General features: G+C 72.3%; 17 protein-coding genes. 1 reads left to right on the top strand and 16 read right to left on the bottom strand.

From position 1 onward, the window contains the following. Window positions 1-49: 49 nt before the first annotated feature. From ABD346_RS02230 to ABD346_RS02205, 6 genes are all read right to left on the bottom strand, one after another. The gene (locus ABD346_RS02230) at window positions 50-1636 is read right to left on the bottom strand and encodes a GMC family oxidoreductase (RefSeq protein ID WP_344371036.1); all 1587 of its coding nucleotides are present in this window, start codon (window positions 1634-1636) and stop codon (window positions 50-52) included. Further along, window positions 1633-3210 carry a GMC family oxidoreductase gene (locus ABD346_RS02225; protein ID WP_344371035.1) on the bottom strand — a complete coding sequence of 526 codons (1578 nt, stop codon included), beginning with the start codon at window positions 3208-3210 and terminating at the stop codon, window positions 1633-1635. The genes ABD346_RS02230 and ABD346_RS02225 overlap by 4 nt, the downstream gene beginning before the upstream one ends. Continuing rightward, on the bottom strand, window positions 3207-3506 hold the full coding sequence (locus ABD346_RS02220; RefSeq protein WP_344371034.1) for a Nif11 family protein: 300 nt from the start codon (window positions 3504-3506) through the stop codon (window positions 3207-3209). Before ABD346_RS02220 ends, ABD346_RS02225 begins: the two co-directional genes overlap by 4 nt. Beyond that, window positions 3503-3847 carry a Nif11-like leader peptide family natural product precursor gene (locus tag ABD346_RS02215; RefSeq protein WP_344371032.1) on the bottom strand — a complete coding sequence of 115 codons (345 nt, stop codon included), beginning with the start codon at window positions 3845-3847 and terminating at the stop codon, window positions 3503-3505. The genes ABD346_RS02220 and ABD346_RS02215 overlap by 4 nt, the downstream gene beginning before the upstream one ends. Before the next feature lie 105 nt (window positions 3848-3952). Beyond that, a complete protein-coding gene (locus ABD346_RS02210) occupies window positions 3953-5221 on the bottom strand; it encodes a low temperature requirement protein A (RefSeq protein ID WP_344371031.1) in 1269 nt (422 codons plus the stop codon). 8 nt (window positions 5222-5229) lie between these two features. Further along, window positions 5230-6177: an NAD(P)/FAD-dependent oxidoreductase gene (locus ABD346_RS02205; RefSeq protein WP_344371029.1), complete on the bottom strand. Its 948-nt coding sequence runs from the start codon at window positions 6175-6177 to the stop codon at window positions 5230-5232. 210 nt (window positions 6178-6387) lie between these two features. On the opposite strand from ABD346_RS02205, the gene ABD346_RS02200 reads away from it, so the two are divergent. Further along, complete coding sequence (locus ABD346_RS02200) at window positions 6388-7419, top strand: zinc-binding dehydrogenase (RefSeq protein ID WP_344371028.1); 1032 nt, start codon at window positions 6388-6390, stop codon at window positions 7417-7419. Window positions 7420-7496: 77 nt separating this feature from the next. Here ABD346_RS02200 and ABD346_RS02195 read toward each other — a convergent pair whose 3' ends face one another. The 10 genes from ABD346_RS02195 to ABD346_RS02150 form a co-directional block, all read right to left on the bottom strand. Continuing rightward, complete coding sequence (locus ABD346_RS02195; protein WP_344371026.1) at window positions 7497-8123, bottom strand: mycothiol-dependent nitroreductase Rv2466c family protein; 627 nt, start codon at window positions 8121-8123, stop codon at window positions 7497-7499. Window positions 8124-8231: 108 nt separating this feature from the next. Then, entirely contained in the window at window positions 8232-9647 is a 1416-nt protein-coding gene (locus ABD346_RS02190) for an MFS transporter (protein WP_344371022.1), read from the bottom strand. 241 nt (window positions 9648-9888) lie between these two features. After that, on the bottom strand, window positions 9889-10653 hold the full coding sequence (locus ABD346_RS02185; protein ID WP_344371020.1) for an alpha/beta hydrolase family protein: 765 nt from the start codon (window positions 10651-10653) through the stop codon (window positions 9889-9891). Continuing rightward, a complete protein-coding gene (locus tag ABD346_RS02180; protein WP_344371019.1) occupies window positions 10650-11087 on the bottom strand; it encodes a CoA-binding protein in 438 nt (145 codons plus the stop codon). Before ABD346_RS02180 ends, ABD346_RS02185 begins: the two co-directional genes overlap by 4 nt. A gap of 85 nt (window positions 11088-11172) precedes the next feature. Further along, on the bottom strand, window positions 11173-13077 hold the full coding sequence (gene glgB, locus ABD346_RS02175) for a 1,4-alpha-glucan branching protein GlgB (protein WP_344371017.1): 1905 nt from the start codon (window positions 13075-13077) through the stop codon (window positions 11173-11175). Next, entirely contained in the window at window positions 13074-15146 is a 2073-nt protein-coding gene (locus ABD346_RS02170; RefSeq protein ID WP_344371014.1) for a maltotransferase domain-containing protein, read from the bottom strand. Before ABD346_RS02170 ends, glgB begins: the two co-directional genes overlap by 4 nt. 56 nt (window positions 15147-15202) lie before the next feature. Further along, the gene (locus tag ABD346_RS02165; RefSeq protein WP_344371013.1) at window positions 15203-15970 is read right to left on the bottom strand and encodes a P-loop NTPase; all 768 of its coding nucleotides are present in this window, start codon (window positions 15968-15970) and stop codon (window positions 15203-15205) included. A gap of 41 nt (window positions 15971-16011) precedes the next feature. After that, complete coding sequence (locus ABD346_RS02160; RefSeq protein WP_344371011.1) at window positions 16012-17259, bottom strand: PP2C family protein-serine/threonine phosphatase; 1248 nt, start codon at window positions 17257-17259, stop codon at window positions 16012-16014. 10 nt (window positions 17260-17269) lie between these two features. Then, window positions 17270-17767 (bottom strand): ATP-binding protein, encoded by a 498-nt coding sequence (locus ABD346_RS02155; RefSeq protein WP_344371010.1) that lies wholly within the window; start codon window positions 17765-17767, stop codon window positions 17270-17272. A gap of 14 nt (window positions 17768-17781) precedes the next feature. Continuing rightward, a complete protein-coding gene (locus ABD346_RS02150) occupies window positions 17782-18093 on the bottom strand; it encodes an STAS domain-containing protein (protein ID WP_344371008.1) in 312 nt (103 codons plus the stop codon). Window positions 18094-18119: the final 26 nt, after the last annotated feature.

The raw sequence follows: 18119 nt of genomic DNA, 5'->3' as shown, positions 1-18119 counted from the left end.
AGGCGGGGACCGGTCGGTCCCCGCCTCTTTCGCGCGCGCGCGGACCCGCCTACTGCGCGAGGTCCTGCTTGATGAAGTCGGCGACGCGCTCACCAATCATCACGGCGCTGGTGTGGGTGTGCGCCGAGACGATGGTCGGCATCACCGAGGTGTCCGCGACCCGCAGGCCCTGGACGCCGTGCACCCTCAACCTGGCGTCGACGACGGCGAGTTCGTCGATGCCCATCTTGCAGGTGCCCGAGTAGTGGTGGTACGAGCCGGTGTTGCGCGAGACCCAGGTCTCCAGCTCGGCGCGGGTCTTGACGTCCGGGCCCGGCGCGACCTCCTTGACGCCCCACTGGCTGGTGAACGCCTTGGAGCGGAACACCTCGCGGGCGATCTCGGTGCAGTCGGTGGCCCGCACCAGGTCGGCGCGCTCGCCGTAGAAGTTCGGATTGACCCGCGGGCGCACCGTCGGGTCGGCGCTCGCCAGCCTGATCCAGCCGCGCGACAGCGGACGCACCACGGCCGGCAGCATGATGACCAGGTGCGGGTCGACCTCGTCCTGCTCGTGCACCGAGGTCGCCGAGCCGGTGGTCTTCCACTGGACGAGCTTCTCGATGAGCTTCTCCCCCCACGGCGCGCGCGGCAGGAACCACAGCTCCAGGTCGGGCGCGAGCAGCCCCGGCTCCGAACCCCAGAACAGCACCGGCTCGTTGATGACGCCCTCGCTGGGGCCCGGCTTGTCCATGTAGCCGGTCGGGCCGATCACCAGCGGGTGGTTCTGGTAGTTCTCGCCGACGCCGGGCAGGTCCACCCGTACGTCGATGCCGAACTCGGCCAGCCGGCCGGGGTCGCCGATGCCGGAGAGCAGCAGCAGCTTGGGGGACTCGATGGCGCCGGAGCTGACGACGACCTCGCGGGCCGCCCGCACCTGCTTGAGCTCGCCGCCGTTGAGGTACTCCACGCCCACACAGCGGCTGCCCTCGAACAGGAGCCGGGTGGCGGTGGATTCGGCGCGTACGACCAGGTTGGTGCGGTCCTTGACCGGCTCGTAGTAGCCGGTGCGCACGCCGCCCCGCTTGCCGTCCTTGATGTCGAGGTGGTGCCAGCCGACGCCGAAGTAGTCGACGTTGACGTCGGCGACCTCGGGGTAGCCGAGCTCCACACAGGCGTCCACGAACGCCTGCGAGACGGGATTGCCCTCGTCGCCCGCGTTGACGACGTCGATCGGGCCGCCCTGTCCCGCGGTCGGGTTGGTGCCGTCCTGCTGGTTCTCGATCCGCTGGAGGTAGGGCAGCACGTCCTTGGCGGACCAGCCGGCGGCGCCGCCGTAGGCCCAGGAGTCGTAGTCGGCGTCCCGGCCCCGGTTGTGGATCATGTGGTAGATGTTCGAGCTGCCGCCGACGCCACGGCCCGCCGCCGAGTAGACGGTCTCGCCGCCCATGGCCTGCTGCGGCTCGGTGAGGTAGGCCCAGTCGAACTCGCTGAGGTTGGTCTGCGACCACAGCTCGGGCACTTCCAGGAGCGGGTCGTCCTTGGCGCTGCCCGCCTCCAGGACGAGCACCGTCGCCTCGGGCAGCTCGCTGAGCCGGGCGGCCGCCACCAGCCCCGCGGTGCCGCCGCCGACGACGACGAAGTCATAGGTCTCGGTCATGACGTCTCGTTTCTCCGGATGTCCGGGGCGCCCTGGGCACCCGTCGCGATGAGGTCGGCCGCCTTCTCGGCGATCATGATCGTGGCGGCGTTGGTGTTGCCCGCGGTGATGACCGGCATCACCGACGCGTCCGCGACGCGCAGCCCGGCCACCGAGTGCACCCGCAGCGCCCGGTCCACCACGGCCCCGGTGTCCTGCCCCATCCGGCAGGTGCCGACGGGGTGCCACACGGTCGACGCGGACTCCCGTACGTAGTCGGCGAGGTCGGCGGCGCTCGTCCGCTCAGGACCCGGCGCGAGCTCACGGCCGCGGAACGGGGTCAGGGCGGCGGTGTGCGCCAGTTCGCGGGCCAGCTCGATGCCGCGCACCAGGACCGCCACGTCCCGCTCGTCCGACAGATAGCGCGGGTCGATCACCGGCGGCGCCGACGGGTCGGCCGAGGCGAGGCCCACCCGGCCGCGGCTGTGCGGCTGGGCCAGGATCGGTGCGAAGGTGAAGCCGGGGGCCTCCGTCTTGTACCGGTCGTCCACGAACTGCACGGGGCCGAAGAAGAACTGGAGGTCGGGCGAGCCGTCCGTCGCTCCCGTGTACGTGAAAAGACCTGCCTCGGCGAGGAGTTGGGGGAAGGGGAGCTCCCGGGTGCTCTCGTACGCGACGCCGAACAGCAGGTGGTCCTGGAGGTTCTGGCCCACTCCGGGAAGGTCGGCGGCGACCTCGATGCCGTGCCGCATCAGCTCCTCGGGGTCGCCGATGCCGGACCGCATGAGCAGCGCGGGCGAGGCGAGCGCGCCCGCCGCGAGGATCACCTCGGCGTCGGCGCCGGCCGTGTGCGCCGCCCCGTCGGCCAGGTACTCCACACCCGTCGCGCGGCCCGCGTCCAGCAGCACGCGGGTGACGGTGGCGCCGGTGACGAGGGTGAGGCGGGGGTCGTCGAGGACCGGGGCGAGGTAGGCGACCGCGGTGCTGGAGCGCCGGTCGTCCTTGCTGCGCGTGGACTGGTAGTAGAAGGCCGCGTTCGCCTGTGCGGCCCCGTTGTAGTCCAACGGGCCCCCCTCGAAGCCGAGTTCGGCGGCGGCCTCGACGAAGGCACGGGAGACCGGCGACGGCCGGTCGTAGTGGACGACCTTGAGCGGTCCGCCCGCGCCCCGGTACTCGGACGCGCCGTCCTCGAAGTCCTCGGCCGCCCGGAAGTACGGCAGGACGTCCTCGTAACCCCAGCCGTCGTTGCCGAGCGCGCGCCAGCCGTCGAAGTCCCGGCGGTTTCCCCGGACGTACATCATCGCGTTGACGGAGCTGCCGCCGCCGAGCACCCTGCCCTGCGGCAGCCGCACCGGCCGCCCGCCGAGGCCGGGCTGCGGCGTGGTGGCATACGGCCAGCTCAGGCCGTCGGGGCCGCCCCACAGGGACACCATCGAGCCGATGTCCGTGCGGTGCACCCGGGGGTCGGTGTCGGCCGGGCCCGCTTCCAGGAGCAGCACCCGCCCGCCGGTCCTCTCCAGGAGGCGGCGGGCGAGTACGCATCCGGCCGACCCGGCACCGACCACGACGTAGTCGTAGTTCCGCTCGGGCCTCATATCAGCTTGGTCTCCTCGAAACTCGGGATCAGATCGATCACCAGGTATTCGAGGTAGTACTTGCCCCACATCGTCTGCCAGAGCGGGAACGTCCCGTCGAAGGCTTCGCCACGCCATTCGGCGAGCTTCCCCTCCAGGTCCCAGATGATGTCGTCGAACTCCTGGTTCGTAAACGGGAATCCGAAGGAGTCCGCGGCCTCGATGACCTCGTCCTTGCTGCGGGTCTTCAGGGAATCCAGGATGTCCGGGCGCCCCGCGATGTGCCGCAGGAACTCGACCGCATTGTTTCCGCTCATCGGACCTGCTCCTTCACGGGCTCGGCGTGCGGTGCGAGGGCCCGCAGCTCTTCGTCGGAGTAGCGGACGACCACCCGCTCGACCAGGTAGTCCAGGTGGGTCCTGCCCCACATCCGGCGCCACAGGCCGCTGTTGCCGTCGACCGGCTCGGCGTCCTTCTCGACGATGACGCCCATTTCCAGCTTGAAGACCACCTCCGCCATGTCGTCGGCCGTGAACTCGAACCCGTCGTTCTTGGCGTGGAACAGCAGCTGGCTGAGATTGCGGCTGCCGTAACGGGCGAGCAGTGCCGGATCGTCACGGCCCGCCACGAGGAATTCGATGAAGCTCTTCTGCGACATGCCCTCCCCTTTCCTTGCTCCCATGTCATTCCCTGGACAGTGCGGCGTTCTGGACGCCGGATCGAGAATGCGATGCGGGATGAAGTACGGGCAATGAAAGGGGAGTTACTTCCTGAGCTGAGGCAATTCCTCGGCGGATGCGTCCCGTTGACGGCGGCGCAGGAACGCCGGTACGTGCAGGAACAGCACCCGGCGGCCCGTCGTGATGATCCAGAACTCGAAGGCGTTGAGACCGGCGAGCACCAGCGCCACCAGCGCGGCCGTGGCCAGCTGCGGAAGCAGCGGGGCCAGCGGTGTCAGGGCCAGGCAGAGCAGCGCCGCGGTGAAGCGGCTCACGCCGGCCGCGCCGAACATCCGCCACCGCGAATAGCAGAACCCGAACAGATAGAGCGCCGCACCCGGTGCGAGCAGCAGCTGCGGCAGTCCGTGCGGCGCCGAGAGCGGGTCCAGACAGAGCTTCTTGAGGCCCACCGCCACGCAGATGATCGCGGCGAGATAGATGAAGTGGCCGTAGTTGAAGACGTCCCGCACGATGCGGACCTGCACCGGGTCGGTCTCCAGGCTGTGCCGCACCGCCGCCGCGCCGAAGTGGAAGTAGCTCCACCACAGGCCCACGATGACGACGAAGCTCACCGCGAGCGCGGCGGCGCCCAGCGTGCCGAGCCTGCTGCCCGAGACATTGGTGCCGACCGCCATCACGCTCTCGCCCAGCGCCATGATGATGACCAGGCCGAACCGTTCCGGCAGGTGCGAGGTCTCGAAGCGGAATCGGTCGAGGCGGTGCCCGAGCAGCACCGGCAGCGCGATCTCCAGGAGGGCCGCCGCTCCCCACAGCACCGTACGGGCTGCTCCCGGCACCAGGCCGCCCGCCAGGAACAGCGGGCTCACCAGGAGCAGGCTCATCCCGAACGGCTCGACCCTGAGGTCCCCGAAGAGCGGCAGCCTGCGCATGCCGGCCCACAGCAGCAGCCGCAGCGCGGTGTAGCAGAGCGCGAACAGGAAGCCGTACTGCCCGTACGCGTGGGGCACGGCCACCGTCATGCCGAGGCCGCAGCCGCCGAGCGCGAACAGCATCATCCGCCCGGCCGGCTTGTCCAGGGCATCGCCCGCCGAGTTGCCGAGCAGGGTGGCGCTGGTCCAGCCCCACCACAGCGGCACGAGCAGGATCAGCGTCTGGAGCAGCCCGCCCGCCCCCGCGGTGACCGCGAACCCGTTGGCGATCTGGGTGAGGGCGAACACCCAGATCAGGTCGAAGAACAACTCGGCCCAGGTGACGCGCTGTTCACTGCGCCCCCCGGCCTCGGGCGTGTCGGCGATGTCCACGTCGGCGTCGGTGACGACGCCCGTCTCGGTGCCGGGGTCGGCTGCGGTCATGGTCGGCCTCACTCCGCCTTGAGCTCCGGCGGGTACAGGAAGTAGTTGGCCGCCGATGCGGCCTGGGCGCCCTCGTGGACGGCGGCCGTCACCTGGTGCGAGTGCAGCGCGGTCAGGTCACCGGCCGCGTACACGCCCTCCACCGACGTCTTCTGCTCGGTGTCGACGCGTACGTAGCCGGAGTCCGCGAGCCGTACGCCGAGCCTGCGGGCCAGGGTGGTCTCGGGGGTGGCGCCCTGGATGCTGAAGAGCGCGTCGAGCTCCAGGCGCAGGCCGCCCCGGGTGACGATCGCGGTGAGCTGCCCGTCGTGCCCCTCGGCCTCCCCGATCCGGTCGTGGAGGACGGGGATGCCCGCCCGGTCCAGACGGCGCCGGAAGGTGTCGCTGATCTCGTCCGACCGGCTGTTGGTGAGCAGCTGGACCCGGTCGGTGAGGGAGTGCAGCTGCATCGCCTCGCCCGCGGCGGCATCGGTGTGGCCGGCCACCAGGATGCGCCGGCCCCGGTTCTCGTAGCCGTCGCAGGTGATGCACCAGAACATCGAACGGCCCACGTACGACTCCCAGCCGGGGAAGTGCGGGAAGTGGTCGAGGACGCCGGTCGCCAGGACCAGGGAGCGCGCCCGCCAGGCGTGGCCCTGCGAGCGGACCGTGAAGCCGCGCTCCGCGTCGCCCTCGGCGTCCGTGATCAGGTGGTGCACCACCTTGGCCCCGGAGTAGCGGGCGAGCTGCTCCTGGCCGAGTTTGCGCAGGTCGACGGTGGGGATGCCGTCCGGGAAGCCCAGGTAGTTGTGGTTGGTCTGGTGGTGGGTGGAGCGGCCGTGCCCGGTGTCGAAGACCAGCACCTGCCGGTTGTAGCGGGCCAGGTAGATCGCCGCGGACAGGCCGGCGGGTCCGCCCCCGACGACGATCGTGTCGACCAGCTCTCCTGGACCTGCTGCGGTGTGCGTGGCGGTCACCGGGCCCCTCCCTCACCTTGGTGGTGTCGTTTACGGCGGCCGAGGCTAACCAGCGGCCGCGCCGGGGCCCGCACCATTCGTCGCGACATTCTGAGGTCGGCGGGATTGCGCGGCGGACTTCAGGGAGCCGGACCGAATTTCTTGCCGCGGCACTAATGCGGCGGATTGGGTGGCGAGTTCACTCGTATCCCTTTTCCGGCAGGAGAGTTCATGCGCGCCAGCACCATCCACGGACACAAGGACATCCGGGTCGAGGACGTGCCGGACCCGGTGGTCCGCCGTCCCACCGACGCGGTGGTGCGGGTCACGCACGCCTGTATCTGCGGCAGCGACCTGCTCGGCTACCGCTCCACCGCGCCGCGCGGGAACAGCCAGCGCACCGGGCACGAGTTCATCGGCGTGGTCGAGGCGGTGGGCGCCGATGTGGTGGGAGTACGGCCCGGCGACCGGGTGGTGGCGCCGTTCTGCTGGTCGGACGGCAGCTGTCCGCACTGCGCGGCCGGGGTGCACACCTCGTGTCCGCGCGGCGGGTTCTTCGGCCAGCCCGGCTCCGACGGCGGGCACGGCGAGGCGGTACGGGTGCCGTTCGCGGACGGCACCCTGGTCGCGGTGCCGGACTCCGACGTGCCGGCGACCGCGCTGCTCGCCCTGTCCGACGTGATGGGCACCGGCCACCACGCGGCCCGCTGCGCCGGGGTGCGGCCGGGCGCCACCGTCGCGGTCATCGGTGACGGCGCGGTCGGCCTGTGCGGGGTGCTCGCCGCCCGCCGGCTGGGCGCCGAGCGGATCATCGTGGTGAGCCGGCACGCCGACCGGGCCGCCGTGGCCGTGAAGTTCGGGGCCACCGACGTGGTGACCGAGCGGGGCGGGCACGCCGTGGAGGCGGTGCACGAACTCACCCACGGGCTCGGCGCGGAGGCCGTGCTCGGGGCGGCCGGCACCGGCGAGGCGATGCACACCGCGCTGGCCGTGGCCCGCGACGGCGGGGCGATCGGCTTCGTCGGGGTGCCGCACGACGGCAACGAGGGCGTCGACTTCCGCCAGATGTTCCGCCGCAACGTGGCGCTGCGCGGCGGCATCGCGCCGGTGCGGGCCTACCTGCCCGAGCTCCTCGCGGACGTCCTTGCCGGGCGGCTCGACCCGTCTCCGGTGTTCGACCTGACGGTCTCCCTGGAGGACGTGGCCGAGGGGTACGCGGCGATGGACGAGCGGCGGGCGATCAAGACGCTGATCCGCTTCTGACACCCGGCACTTCATCCAGCGACGGCGCCGCCGCCACCCGAACGGGAGGTGGCGGCGGCGTCGTGTCCGGGGCGGACTCAGCGGAAGTCGGGGCCCACCGTGCGGGTCCGCTTGAGTTCGGTGAAGCCGGGCGTGCCCGCCACGAGCAGCACCCCGTCCCACAGCCGTCCGGCCGCCTCGCCGCGCGGGGTGGGGCTGACGACCGGGCCGAAGAACGCCGCCCGCTCGCCCGGCCCGGCGCCGTCGACGGCGATGACGGGGGTGCCGACGTCGTCGCCGACCTGGGTCACCGCCGCCTTGTGGGACTGGCGCAGGGCGCTCTCGTACGTGGTGGCGTCCAGCTCCTCGGCGAGGGAGGCCGGAAGACCCGCCTCGCGCAGGGCGTCCTCCACCAGCTCGCGGGTGGCGGGCAGGCCCCGGTTGTGCAGCCGGGTGCCGAGCGCGGTGTAGAGCGGGCCGAGCACCTCGTCGCCGTGCTCAAGACGGGCGGCGACGCAGACCCGTGCGGGCCCGCGGGCCTCCAGGAGCATCTGCTGGTAGGCGCGGGGCAGCCGGGGGTTCTCCTGGAGCAGCGCCAGGCTCATCACGTGCCACCGGACGGTGACCGGGCGGACCCGCTCCACCTCCAGGATCCAGCGGGACGTCATCCACGACCACGGGCAGACCGGGTCGAACCAGAAGTCGGCCGTGCGGGGCTCAGTCATCGCTCTGTCATCTCCGTGTTGTCCTTTTCGTACGGGCTCGGCGCGGTGGACGTGGCGGGGCGGCGGCCGTCGCCCGGTGGGTGACGGCCGCCGCGGGCGGCCCGGGGTTCAGGACTGCGCGGTCGGGGTGCGGCCGGGCAGCAGGACCAGGGCGCCGATGGTGGCGAGGAGGGCGAAGCCCGCCGAGCCGAGCAGCGCGGTGTGGTAGCCGTGGGTGAGGGCGGCCGGGAGGGCGTCGCCGTCGCCGACGGCCGACTTGGTGGCCGCGCCCGCGACGGTCGCCAGGATGGCGAGGCCGAGGGCGGCGCCCACCTGGTTGGCCGTGTTGAACAGGCCGGAGGCGAGGCCCGCCTCCTCCTCGGAGGCTTCCGCGGTGGCCGCGACGGTGGCGCAGACCCAGACGGTGCCGCCGCCGAGACCGGTCAGGACCTCGGGGCCGAACTGCTCCACGAAGAAGGCGCCCTGGTCGATCTGGGCGGCCCAGAGCGTGCCCGCGAGGACCAGGAGCGTGCCGAGCGCGGTGGTCCAGCGCAGGCCCAGGCGCGGAAGGACCCGGCCGACGTTGGTGGCGGAGAGGACGACGCAGAGCGCCAGCGGGACCAGCGCGAGGCCGGACTTGAGCGGCGAGAAGCCGCGCACCAGCTGGGTGTAGAGGGTCAGGAAGAAGATCGCCGGGATGACGGCCATCGGGATCAGACCGCCGACGAGGTTGGCGCCGCGCAGGGTCCGCTTGCGGAAGATGCCGAGCGGCACCAGCGGCTGCTTGATGCGCGACTCGACGAGCAGGAACGCGCCGAGCAGGGCCAGCGCGAGCGCGCCGAGGCCGAGCGTACGGGCCGAACCCCAGCCGACCTTCTCGGCCTCGACCAGGACGTACACGAGCAGCGCGAGGCCGCCGGTGCTCAGCAGGGCGCCGCCGAGGTCGAAGCCGCCCGAGGCGCGGCCGCCGCGGTCGGCGGGCAGCAGACCGGCCGAGAGCAGGACGGCGATCAGGGCGATCGGCACGTTGACGTAGAAGACGGCGGACCAGCCGAACCAGTCGGTGAGCAGACCGCCGAGGATCATCCCGGCGGCGCCGCCGGCACCGGAGACGGCGCCGTAGATGCCCATGGCCTTGTTGCGCTGGGTCTGCTCCTCGGCCGTGCCGTTGGGGAAGACCGTCATCAGGAGGGACAGCGCGGCCGGGGCGGCGAACGCGGAGGCCAGGCCCTGGAGCGAACGGGCCGCGATCATCATCGTCGGGGAGGCGGCGAGGGCGCCGAGCAGCGAGGCCGCGGCGAACACCACCAGGCTGATGGCGAACAGGCGGCGGCGTCCGACCAGGTCGGAGAGGCGGCCGCCGAGCATCAGGAACCCGCCGAAGAGCAGCAGGTAGGCGTTGGTGACCCAGGTCAGATTGGCCTGCGAGAAGCCGAGGTCCTCGCCGAGCGAGGGCATGGCGACGGCGACGATGGTGGAGTCCAGCACGAGCATGAACTGGACGGCCACGAGCAGCGCGAGTGCGGCGCCCTTGCGCTGCACCACGGGGCTCGGGCTGAGATTCTCTGTCTCAGTGACCGCTGGTGCGGACATGGGATAACCCCCAGAAGAGAAGTAGTGGATGCGGAATTCTGATTCCGGACCGACCTTGGAATTGGGCACGTACTCCGGTCAAAGGACCCGGGTCGACAACATGAGGTCGTGCGGCCATTTCCGCCCGATGAAGCCGAATGGAGCCGAATGAAGCCGGATCACCGGGAATTCGGGCGGTGCAGGACGGAGCCGTTCACAGATAGCGGCTCGCCCAGGCCGCGATGACCTCGGCCGCGTAGCGGGCGTCGGCCGGGTCGCCGAGGAAGTGGTCGGCGCCGTCGAGGGCGACGAACGACTTGGGGTGGGCGGCCGAGCGGAAGATCTCGGTGGCCTCGGCGATGGCGACCTGGCGGTCCTCGGGGGAGTGCAGGACGAGCAGGGCGCGGCCGAGTTCCCCGATGCGGCGGCGCTGCGGCTGGTCCGCGAGGGTGTCGAGGAACTCCTTGCCGAAGGTGAACGTCCGCCCGGCGAGCACCACCTGGCCCTCGCCGCGCTCCTCGATCTCCCGGGCCGCCCTGCCGAAGAGCCCCGTCACATGGGCGGGGTGGCTGGGCGCGGCGATGGTGGCCACGGCCCGCACCTCGGGCATCAGGGCGGCGGCGGCCAGGGTGGTGGCGCCGCCGAAGGAGTGCCCGACGAGCAGCGAGGGCGCCCGGTGCTCGGCGCGCAGGTGAGCGGCGGCGCTCAGCAGGTCGGCGACCGAGGTGTCGAAGTCTCCGTAGGGCCGCTCCCCCTCCGATTCGCCGAGCCCGGTGAAGTCGAGCCGGAGCACGGCGATGCCGCGTTCCGCGAGGGCGTGCGAGACGCGGGCCGCGGTGAAGAAGTCCTTGGAGCAGGTGAAGCAGTGGGCGAACACGGCGTGGGCGCGCACCTCGCCGGGCGGCAGGTCGAGCTTGCCGGCGAGCCGGTGCCCGCCGGTCCCGGCGAACCGCACCGCCTCGGTGGTGACGCCGGTCATGCCGGGCCGGGCAGGCCCTGTTCGGCCAGGCCCAGTTCGGCGTGGACGGCGCCGATGCACCGGTTCATCACCACGTCGAGTCCGCCCGCCTCGGCGATGCGCCGGGCCTCGTCGGAGACGATGCCGAGCTGGAGCCAGAGCGAGCGGGCACCGATGCGCACGGCCTGGCGGGCGATGCCGGGCGTCTCGGGGGCCGGCCGGAACACGTTCACGATGTCGACCGGCCGCTCCAGATCGTCGAGCGAGGCGAGGGCCGGCACCCCGAGGACGCGGCCGCCCCTGGGGTTCACCGGGATCACCTCGAAGCCCTGGGCCTGGAGGTAGGCGGGTATCTCATGGGCGGCCTTTCCGGGGACGTCGGAAGCCCCCACCACCGCGATGGTGCGGGCGGTGCCGAGTACGTGGACGTAGTCGTCCCAGTGCTGTTCGCGCACAGTGGTGTCCAGCCTTTCCTGTCCGGCAGCGTGGTGCCGGGTCGGGGGGTGGGGTGAAGGGGCAGCGCACCTGGTGTCCCCTCGGTCATACGGGGGCGAGCCAGACGGCGCCGAGCGGCGGAAGCACGATCGTGGCGCTCGCCGGGAGGCCTTGGTGCGGACCCGAAGTGGCGTGCACGGTACGGTCGTTGACCGCTCCGCCGCCGCCGTACCCGTACGCGTCGGTGTTGAGGACCTCGCGCCAGCGGCCCGCCCGCGGCAGCGCGATGCGGAAGCCCGGGTCGGCCTGGGGGCGGAAGTGGTAGACGCAGACCAGGGGCCGGCCCTCGGTGTCGTACCGGACGAAGGAGTACACGCATCGCTCGGCCGCGTCCGCGTCGATCCAGCGGAACCCTTCCGGGCGGGTGTCCCGGCTCCACAGGGCGGGCGTGTCCAGATAGCGCGCGTTCAGGTCGCGCACCAGGTCGCGGGCGGCCCGGTGCGAGCAGTGCGCGAGGACGGACCAGTCGGTCCCGCGCTCGTGCGACCACTCGCTGTCCTGCGCGAACTCCTGTCCCATGAAGAGGAGTTGCTTGCCGGGGAAGGCCCACATGAAGGCCAGGTAGGCGCGCAGCTGGGCGAACTGCTGCCGGCGGTCGCCGGGCATCCTGGTGAGCAGCGAGCCCTTGCCGTGCACGACCTCGTCGTGGCTGATGGGCAGCGTGTAGGTCTCGCTGTACGCGTACACGAGGGGGAACGTCAGCGCGTGGTGGTGGTACGGGCGGTGCACCGGGTCCTCGGCCATGTAGCCGAGCGAGTCGTGCATCCAGCCCATGTTCCACTTCATGCCGAAGCCGAGCCCGCCCCGGTCGGTGGGGCGGGTGACGCCCTCCCAGGCGGTGGACTCCTCGGCGATCGTGACGACCCCGGGGTGGCGCCGGCCGAGGGTGGCGTTGAGTTCCTGGAGGAATTCGACGGCCGCCAGGTTCTCGCGGCCGCCGAACGCGTTGGGCAGCCACTCGCCGTCGCGGCGCGAGTAGTCGAGGTAGAGCATGGAGGCGACCGCGTCCACGCGCAGCCCGTCCACGTGGAACTCCTCGCACCAGTACAGGGCGTTGGCCACCAGGAAGTTGCGGACCTCGGGGCGCGCGTAGTCGAAGATGAGGGTGCCCCAGTCGGGGTGCTCGCCGAGCCGCGGATCGGGGTGCTCGTACAGGGCCGTGCCGTCGAACCGGGCCAGCGCCCAGTCGTCGCGCGGGAAGTGCGCGGGCACCCAGTCCACGATGACCCCGATGCCCGCCCGGTGCAGGGCGTCCACGAGGTACCGGAAGTCGTCGGGGCTGCCGAGGTCCGCCATCGGCGCGTAGTACGAGGTGATCTGGTAGCCCCACGAGCCCTTGAAGGGGTGCTCGGCGACGGGCAGGAACTCGACGTGGGTGAAGCCCAGCGCCTTGACATAGCCGGGCAGTTCGCGGGCGAGGTCGCGGTAGGTGAGGCCGGGCCGCCAGGAGCCGAGGTGCAGTTCGTACACGCTCATGGGCGCCTCGGCGGCCGGCCGCGAGCCGCGCCCGGTCATCCAACTGCCGTCATTCCACTGGTAGGTGGAGGTGTGGATGACGGATGCGGTGCCGGGTGCGGACTCGGCGTACCGGGCCAGCGGGTCGGCCTTCTGGATCCAACGGCCCTCCCGGGTCAGGATCTCGAACTTGTACCGGCTGCCGTCGCCCGCGCCCGGCGCGAACAGCTCCCACACCCCGCTGGTGCCGTGCGGGCGCATCGCGTGGGCATCGCCCCGCCAGCCGTTGAAGTCCCCGACGACCCGCACGGCCCGCGCGCCGGGCGCCCACACCGCGAACGACGTGCCGGGCACCGGGCCGTCCGGGGTGTCGTGCACCCGCGGGTGGGCGCCGAGCACCCGCCACAGCCGCTCGTGCCGGCCCTCGCGGATCAGATGCAGATCGAGCTCGCCCAGGAGCGAGGGGGCGAGGGCGGCGCTGCTCAGGGTCTTCACGGCGCGGCGTTCCCGTTCGTGAGGACGTGCGCGACCTGGTGGCGCGGGTCGAGCCGTACGTAGTTGTCGCGGCCCCACTCGTAGACCTCGCCGGTCAGCGCGTCGCGGACGGCGAACGTCTCGTTGCGGTCCAGGCCCAGGTCGGTCAGGTCGAGGTGGACGGTGGTCTCGCGCACCCCGTGCGGGTCGAGGTTGAGGACGACCAGGACCCAGTCGTCGCCTTCGGGCGTCGCCACGTGCTTGGAGAAGCACACGACGGCGTCGCTGTCGGTGCGGTGGAAGCGCAGGTTGCGCAGTTGGCGCAGGGCCGGGTGGGCGCGCCGCAGCCCGTTCAGGGTCGCGATCAGCGGGGCGAGCGAGGTGCCCGCGGCCTCCTCGCCCTTCCAGTCGCGCGGCCGGTAGGCGTACTTCTCGGAGTTCAGGTACTCCTCGCTGCCCGGGCCCGCCGACACGTTCTCGCACAGCTCGAACCCGGCGTACATCCCCCAGGCGGGCCCGGCGAGCGCGGCGAGCACCGCCCGGATCTCGAAGGCGGGGCGGCCGCCGTACTGGAGGTAGGCGTTGAGGATGTCCGGGGTGTTCACGAACAGGTTGGGCCGCAGGTAGGCGGCGTCCACGCTGCCGTCGAGCCCGGCGAGCTCGGAGAGGTAACCCTCCACCTCCTCCTTGGAGTTGCGCCAGGTGAAGTACGTGTAGGACTGGTGGAAGCCGACCCGGGCGAGGGTGTGCAGCATCGCGGGGCGGGTGAACGCCTCGGCGAGGAAGAGGACGTCGGGGTCGGTGCGCCGCACCGACTCGATGAGCCGCTCCCAGAACGCCACCGGCTTGGTGTGCGGGTTGTCCACCCGGAAGATCCGCACCCCGTGCGCCATCCAGTGGCGCAGCACCCGCAGCGCCTCGTCGTGCAGCCCGTCGGGGTCGGTGTCGAAGTCGAGGGGGTAGATGTCCTGGTACTTCTTCGGCGGGTTCTCCGCGTACGCGATCGTGCCGTCGGCCCGGTGCCTGAACCACTCGGGGTGCTCGGTGACCCAGGGGTGGTCGGGCGAGCACTGGAGGGCGAAGTCGAGGGCGATCTCCAGGCCGAGTTCGCCGGCCCGGGCGACGAAGCGGTCGAAGTCGTCCAGGGTGCCGAGGTCGGGGTGGACGGCGTCGTGGCCGCCGGCCGCCGAGCCGATCGCCCACGGCGAGCCCGGCTCGTAGGCGCCCGCGGTCAGCGCGTTGCCGGCGCCCTTGCGGTGGGTGGTGCCGATGGGGTGGATCGGCGGCAGGTAGACCACGTCGAAGCCCATCGCCGCGATCGCGTCCAGGCGCTCGGCCGCGGTGAGGAAGGTGCCCGAGCGGGGCGGCACGACGGCGCCGTCGGCGTCGGTCCGGCCGGGGACGGCCCCCTCGGAGCGGGGGAAGAACTCGTACCAGGCGCCGTACAGGGCCCGCTCGCGGTCCACCCGCAGGGGCAGTTCCGGCGAGCGGGTGACCAGCTCGCGCAGCGGGGCGGTGGCGAGCAGCGCGGTGACCCGCGGGTCGAGGGCCGCGGCCAGGCGCTCCTCGGGTTCGCCCGCGGTGTCGCGCAGCGCGGCGGCGGCCGAGGCGAGCACATCGGAGTCCGGTGCGTCGAAACCGCCCTCGGTGCGGGCCCGCTCCAGAAGGGATGCCCCTTCGGCGAGGACGAGTTCGACGTCGATGCGGGCCGGGACCTTCACCTCGGCGGTGTGCCGCCAGGTGGCGAGCGGGTCGCCCCAGGCCTCCACCCGGTACGTCCAGTCGCCCTCACGGTCCGCGCCGACGGCGGCGACGTAGCGGTCGGTGCCGGGGGCGACGAGGCGCATCGGCGTCCAGGGTCCGGCAAGACCGTCGGGCCCGGTCAGGACGACGTTGGCGCCGACCGCGTCGTGGCCCTCGCGGAACACGGTCGCCGAGACCTCGAAGACCTCGCCGGGCACGGCCCTGGCCGGGCGCCCGTCCGCCACCGCCGGCCGCACGTCCACGATCGGGATGCGCCCGACGGTGGTGGCGGGGCGCCGCGGTCCGCCCTCGGCGGGGCGCGCGGGCGTGCGGGTCCTTGCTGTCATGGTCGTGCCTCCTGGCACCGGGGTGCGGTTGCGGAAACGGGTGGGGTGCGGCGCGTTCACCGGCGGATCCCGGTGGTGCCGTTGCTGACGGCCGCGATGATCCGGCGGTAGCCCGCGACCAGCGGGTGCTGCGGGTAGGCCGTGCTGAACAGGCGCTCGCCCGCCAGCGAGGCCATCTCCGGCGCGTACGGCAGGACCGCGGTGGGCGGCACGCCGTAGGCGGCCTCGAACTCGCCGCGCAGGCGCTCGTTCAGGACGCCGCCCGGCGCCATGTTCACGGCGAGGCTGAGCCGGTGGCCGCCGAGCCGGCCTGCCAGCGCCGTGGTCTCGCGGGCCCCGGCGAGGTCGAGGCGGTCGGCGCGGGTGACCACCACCAGGGAGTCGGAGCTGGCCATGGCGGTGACGGTCTCGTTGTTGAAGCCCGCGTGGGTGTCGAGCAGCAGCACGTCCAGGGCGAGCGAGTCGATCAGCCGGTCGAAGCCCTCGCGCAGCAGGCCCACGTCGTAGCCCCGGCCCATGATCTCGTTGACGCCCGCGGCCCGGCCGCGGGCCGGCACCAGGAAGAGGCCGTCGTGCCCGGCGTCGGGGTCGGCCGGGTAGGCGGCCTCCTCGATCTCGCAGCGGCCGATCAGGTAGTCGGTGAGCGAGCGCCGCACCGGCACCAGCGAGCCGCCGAAGATCACGTCGAGCGCGGGGGTGTGGATGTCGGTGTCCACCAGCGCCACTCGGCGCCCCGAGGAGGCGAGAAGCAGCGCGAGGTTGGCGGCCGTACTGGACTTCCCCGTACCCCCTCGGTACGAGTGCACGGTGATGATCTGGGACATGGTTCTCCGCCCGTGGGGGTCTGGGTCGTGCCGTGCGGGGGTCAGCGGGTGGGCTCGGCGGGCCGCCAGTGGACGGCCATCATCGTGATGTCGTCGGACTGGTCGGCGGCCCCGACGAACGCGCCGAGCGCGCCGTCCATGTGGTCGAGCAGCTCCTCGCCCCGCCCGGCGGCCTCGGTGAGCTGGTCGACCATCAGGTCCTCGCCGAAGAACTCACCCGAGGCCGATCGGGCCTCGGTGACCCCGTCGGTGTAGATGAACAGGGTGTCGCCGGGGCTGAGCTGGGCGTAGCCGAGCGAGAACGACACGTCGGGGATGACGCCGACGGCCGGTCCGGTGGGTTCGAGCAGCACCGGCTCAGCGCCCGAACCGCTCACCAGGACCGGCGGGTTGTGGCCGCCGTTGATGTAGACGAGGTTGCCGCTGAGCGGGTCGAGCACCCCGAAGAACATGGTGGCGAAGTAGCCCTGCCGGATGTGGTTGCGGGTCAGGTAGTTGTTGGTGCCGGCGACCGCGTTGAGCAGCGGGGTGGCGCCGACGACGGGGATGGCCCGGCTCTGCTCGGCCCACACGGTCTCCTCGCTGAGCAGGTCGGCCGCGATCAGGCTCTGCAGTCCGCTCTGCTCGGCTGTGTGCCGCAGGAGGCTGCGGATCAGCGCCATGAACAGGGCGGCGCCCACCCCCTTGTCGCAGACGTCGGCCACCACCAGGGCGAGGCGGCGCCGGTTGACCAGCTCGAACACGTCGTAGAAGTCGCCCGCCACGGTCCGGGCCGGCCGGAACCGTACGTTGATGTCCCAGTCGTCGGGGCTGGGCAGCGAGTCCGGCAGGAAGCCCAGCTGGATCTCCCTGCCGATCTCCAGCTCCCGTTCGTAGCTGAGGAGTTCGGCGTGTGCGGTGACGTCCTCCATGGTGCGGCTGAACTCGGCCCGCTCGTGGCAGTCGCGCAGCCGGGCCCGTACGAGTTCCGGGTAGAACGGCGGAACGAGGTAGTCGGCGCCGGCGTGGATGTGGCTGCCCAGCAGATGCAGATCGTGGTCGGCGAAGGCCACCACGGTGGGCTGCGGGCCCTCGTCGCCGAGCCGGCGGGCCACCGCGCGCACCGTCGCGGGGGAGAGCCCGGCGCCGGCCAGGAGCACGTCCGTCCCTTCGGCCTGGCCCGGGGCGGCGGTCAGCACCGCGCCGGGGGTGCGCACGCGCACCTCGGCCTCCAGCGAGTCGAGCGCTTCGAGGAGTTCGCCGGGCACCCGGTCGTGCTCCGCCAGGATCAACACCTTCGTCTGCGACATGTGCTCTCGTCTATTCATGGAGGCCACGCCTGAGGGCGAGGGTGCTGACGTTGCGCCCGTCGAGCAGTTCGTAGCTGAAGGAGTCCACGGCGGTCAGCGCGAGGAACACGCCGAGCCCGCCCACCTCGCGCTCGGCGAGCGGCACCGCGAGGTCCGGGGCGTGCATGCCCCGGCGGGGGTCGAAGGCGGGCGCCGCGTCCTCGAAGCGCACCCACACCCGGTCCGCGTCCACGCCCCCGGACACGGTGAGGTGCCCGGGGGCGCCCCGGTAGCCGTGCATCACGATGTTGGTGGCCAGCTCGTCGGCGGCCAGCCGCAGCCGGTACAGGGCGCCGCCGTCCAGGCCTCCCGCCCGGCCCACGCCGAGGACGAACTCCGCGACCCGGTCCAGGGATTCGAGGGCGGCCGGGACACACAGGGGGGCGGCGCACGGCGCCTCGGGGGCGAGGGCGAGGGGGCCGCAGGGGACGGACCGGGCCGCGGAGTCGGGTCTGGTGTCGGACGTCATCTCGGCCGCCCCCCTCAGGCGTCGATCAGTTCGATGCTGTGGTCGAACCCGGCGAGCCTGATCGTCCTGCTGACCGGCTCGGCCGCCCCCACCAGGGCGATCCGTACCTCGTCGCCCATCTTCTGGCGGGCGAAGACCAGGGAGCGCAGCCCGGCGCTGGAGAGGTAGCCGAGCTGCTCGGCGCGGATCTCCAGGCGTCCGGCGCCGGAGCCCGCGGCGTCGTCGATCAGGTCGTGGAAGCGGGGCGCGGTGGAGGCGTCGAGCTCCCCCGTGAGCACGATCGTCGCGATGTCGTCGGCGACGCTCAGCGTGGCGCTGAAGGACATGTCGGTTCCCTTCGGTGGCGGTGGTG

The organism is Streptomyces mauvecolor (assembly GCF_039532965.1).
GTDB classification, from domain to species: domain Bacteria; phylum Actinomycetota; class Actinomycetes; order Streptomycetales; family Streptomycetaceae; genus Streptomyces; species Streptomyces violascens.
This window is presented reverse-complemented; position numbering and strand designations above follow the sequence as displayed.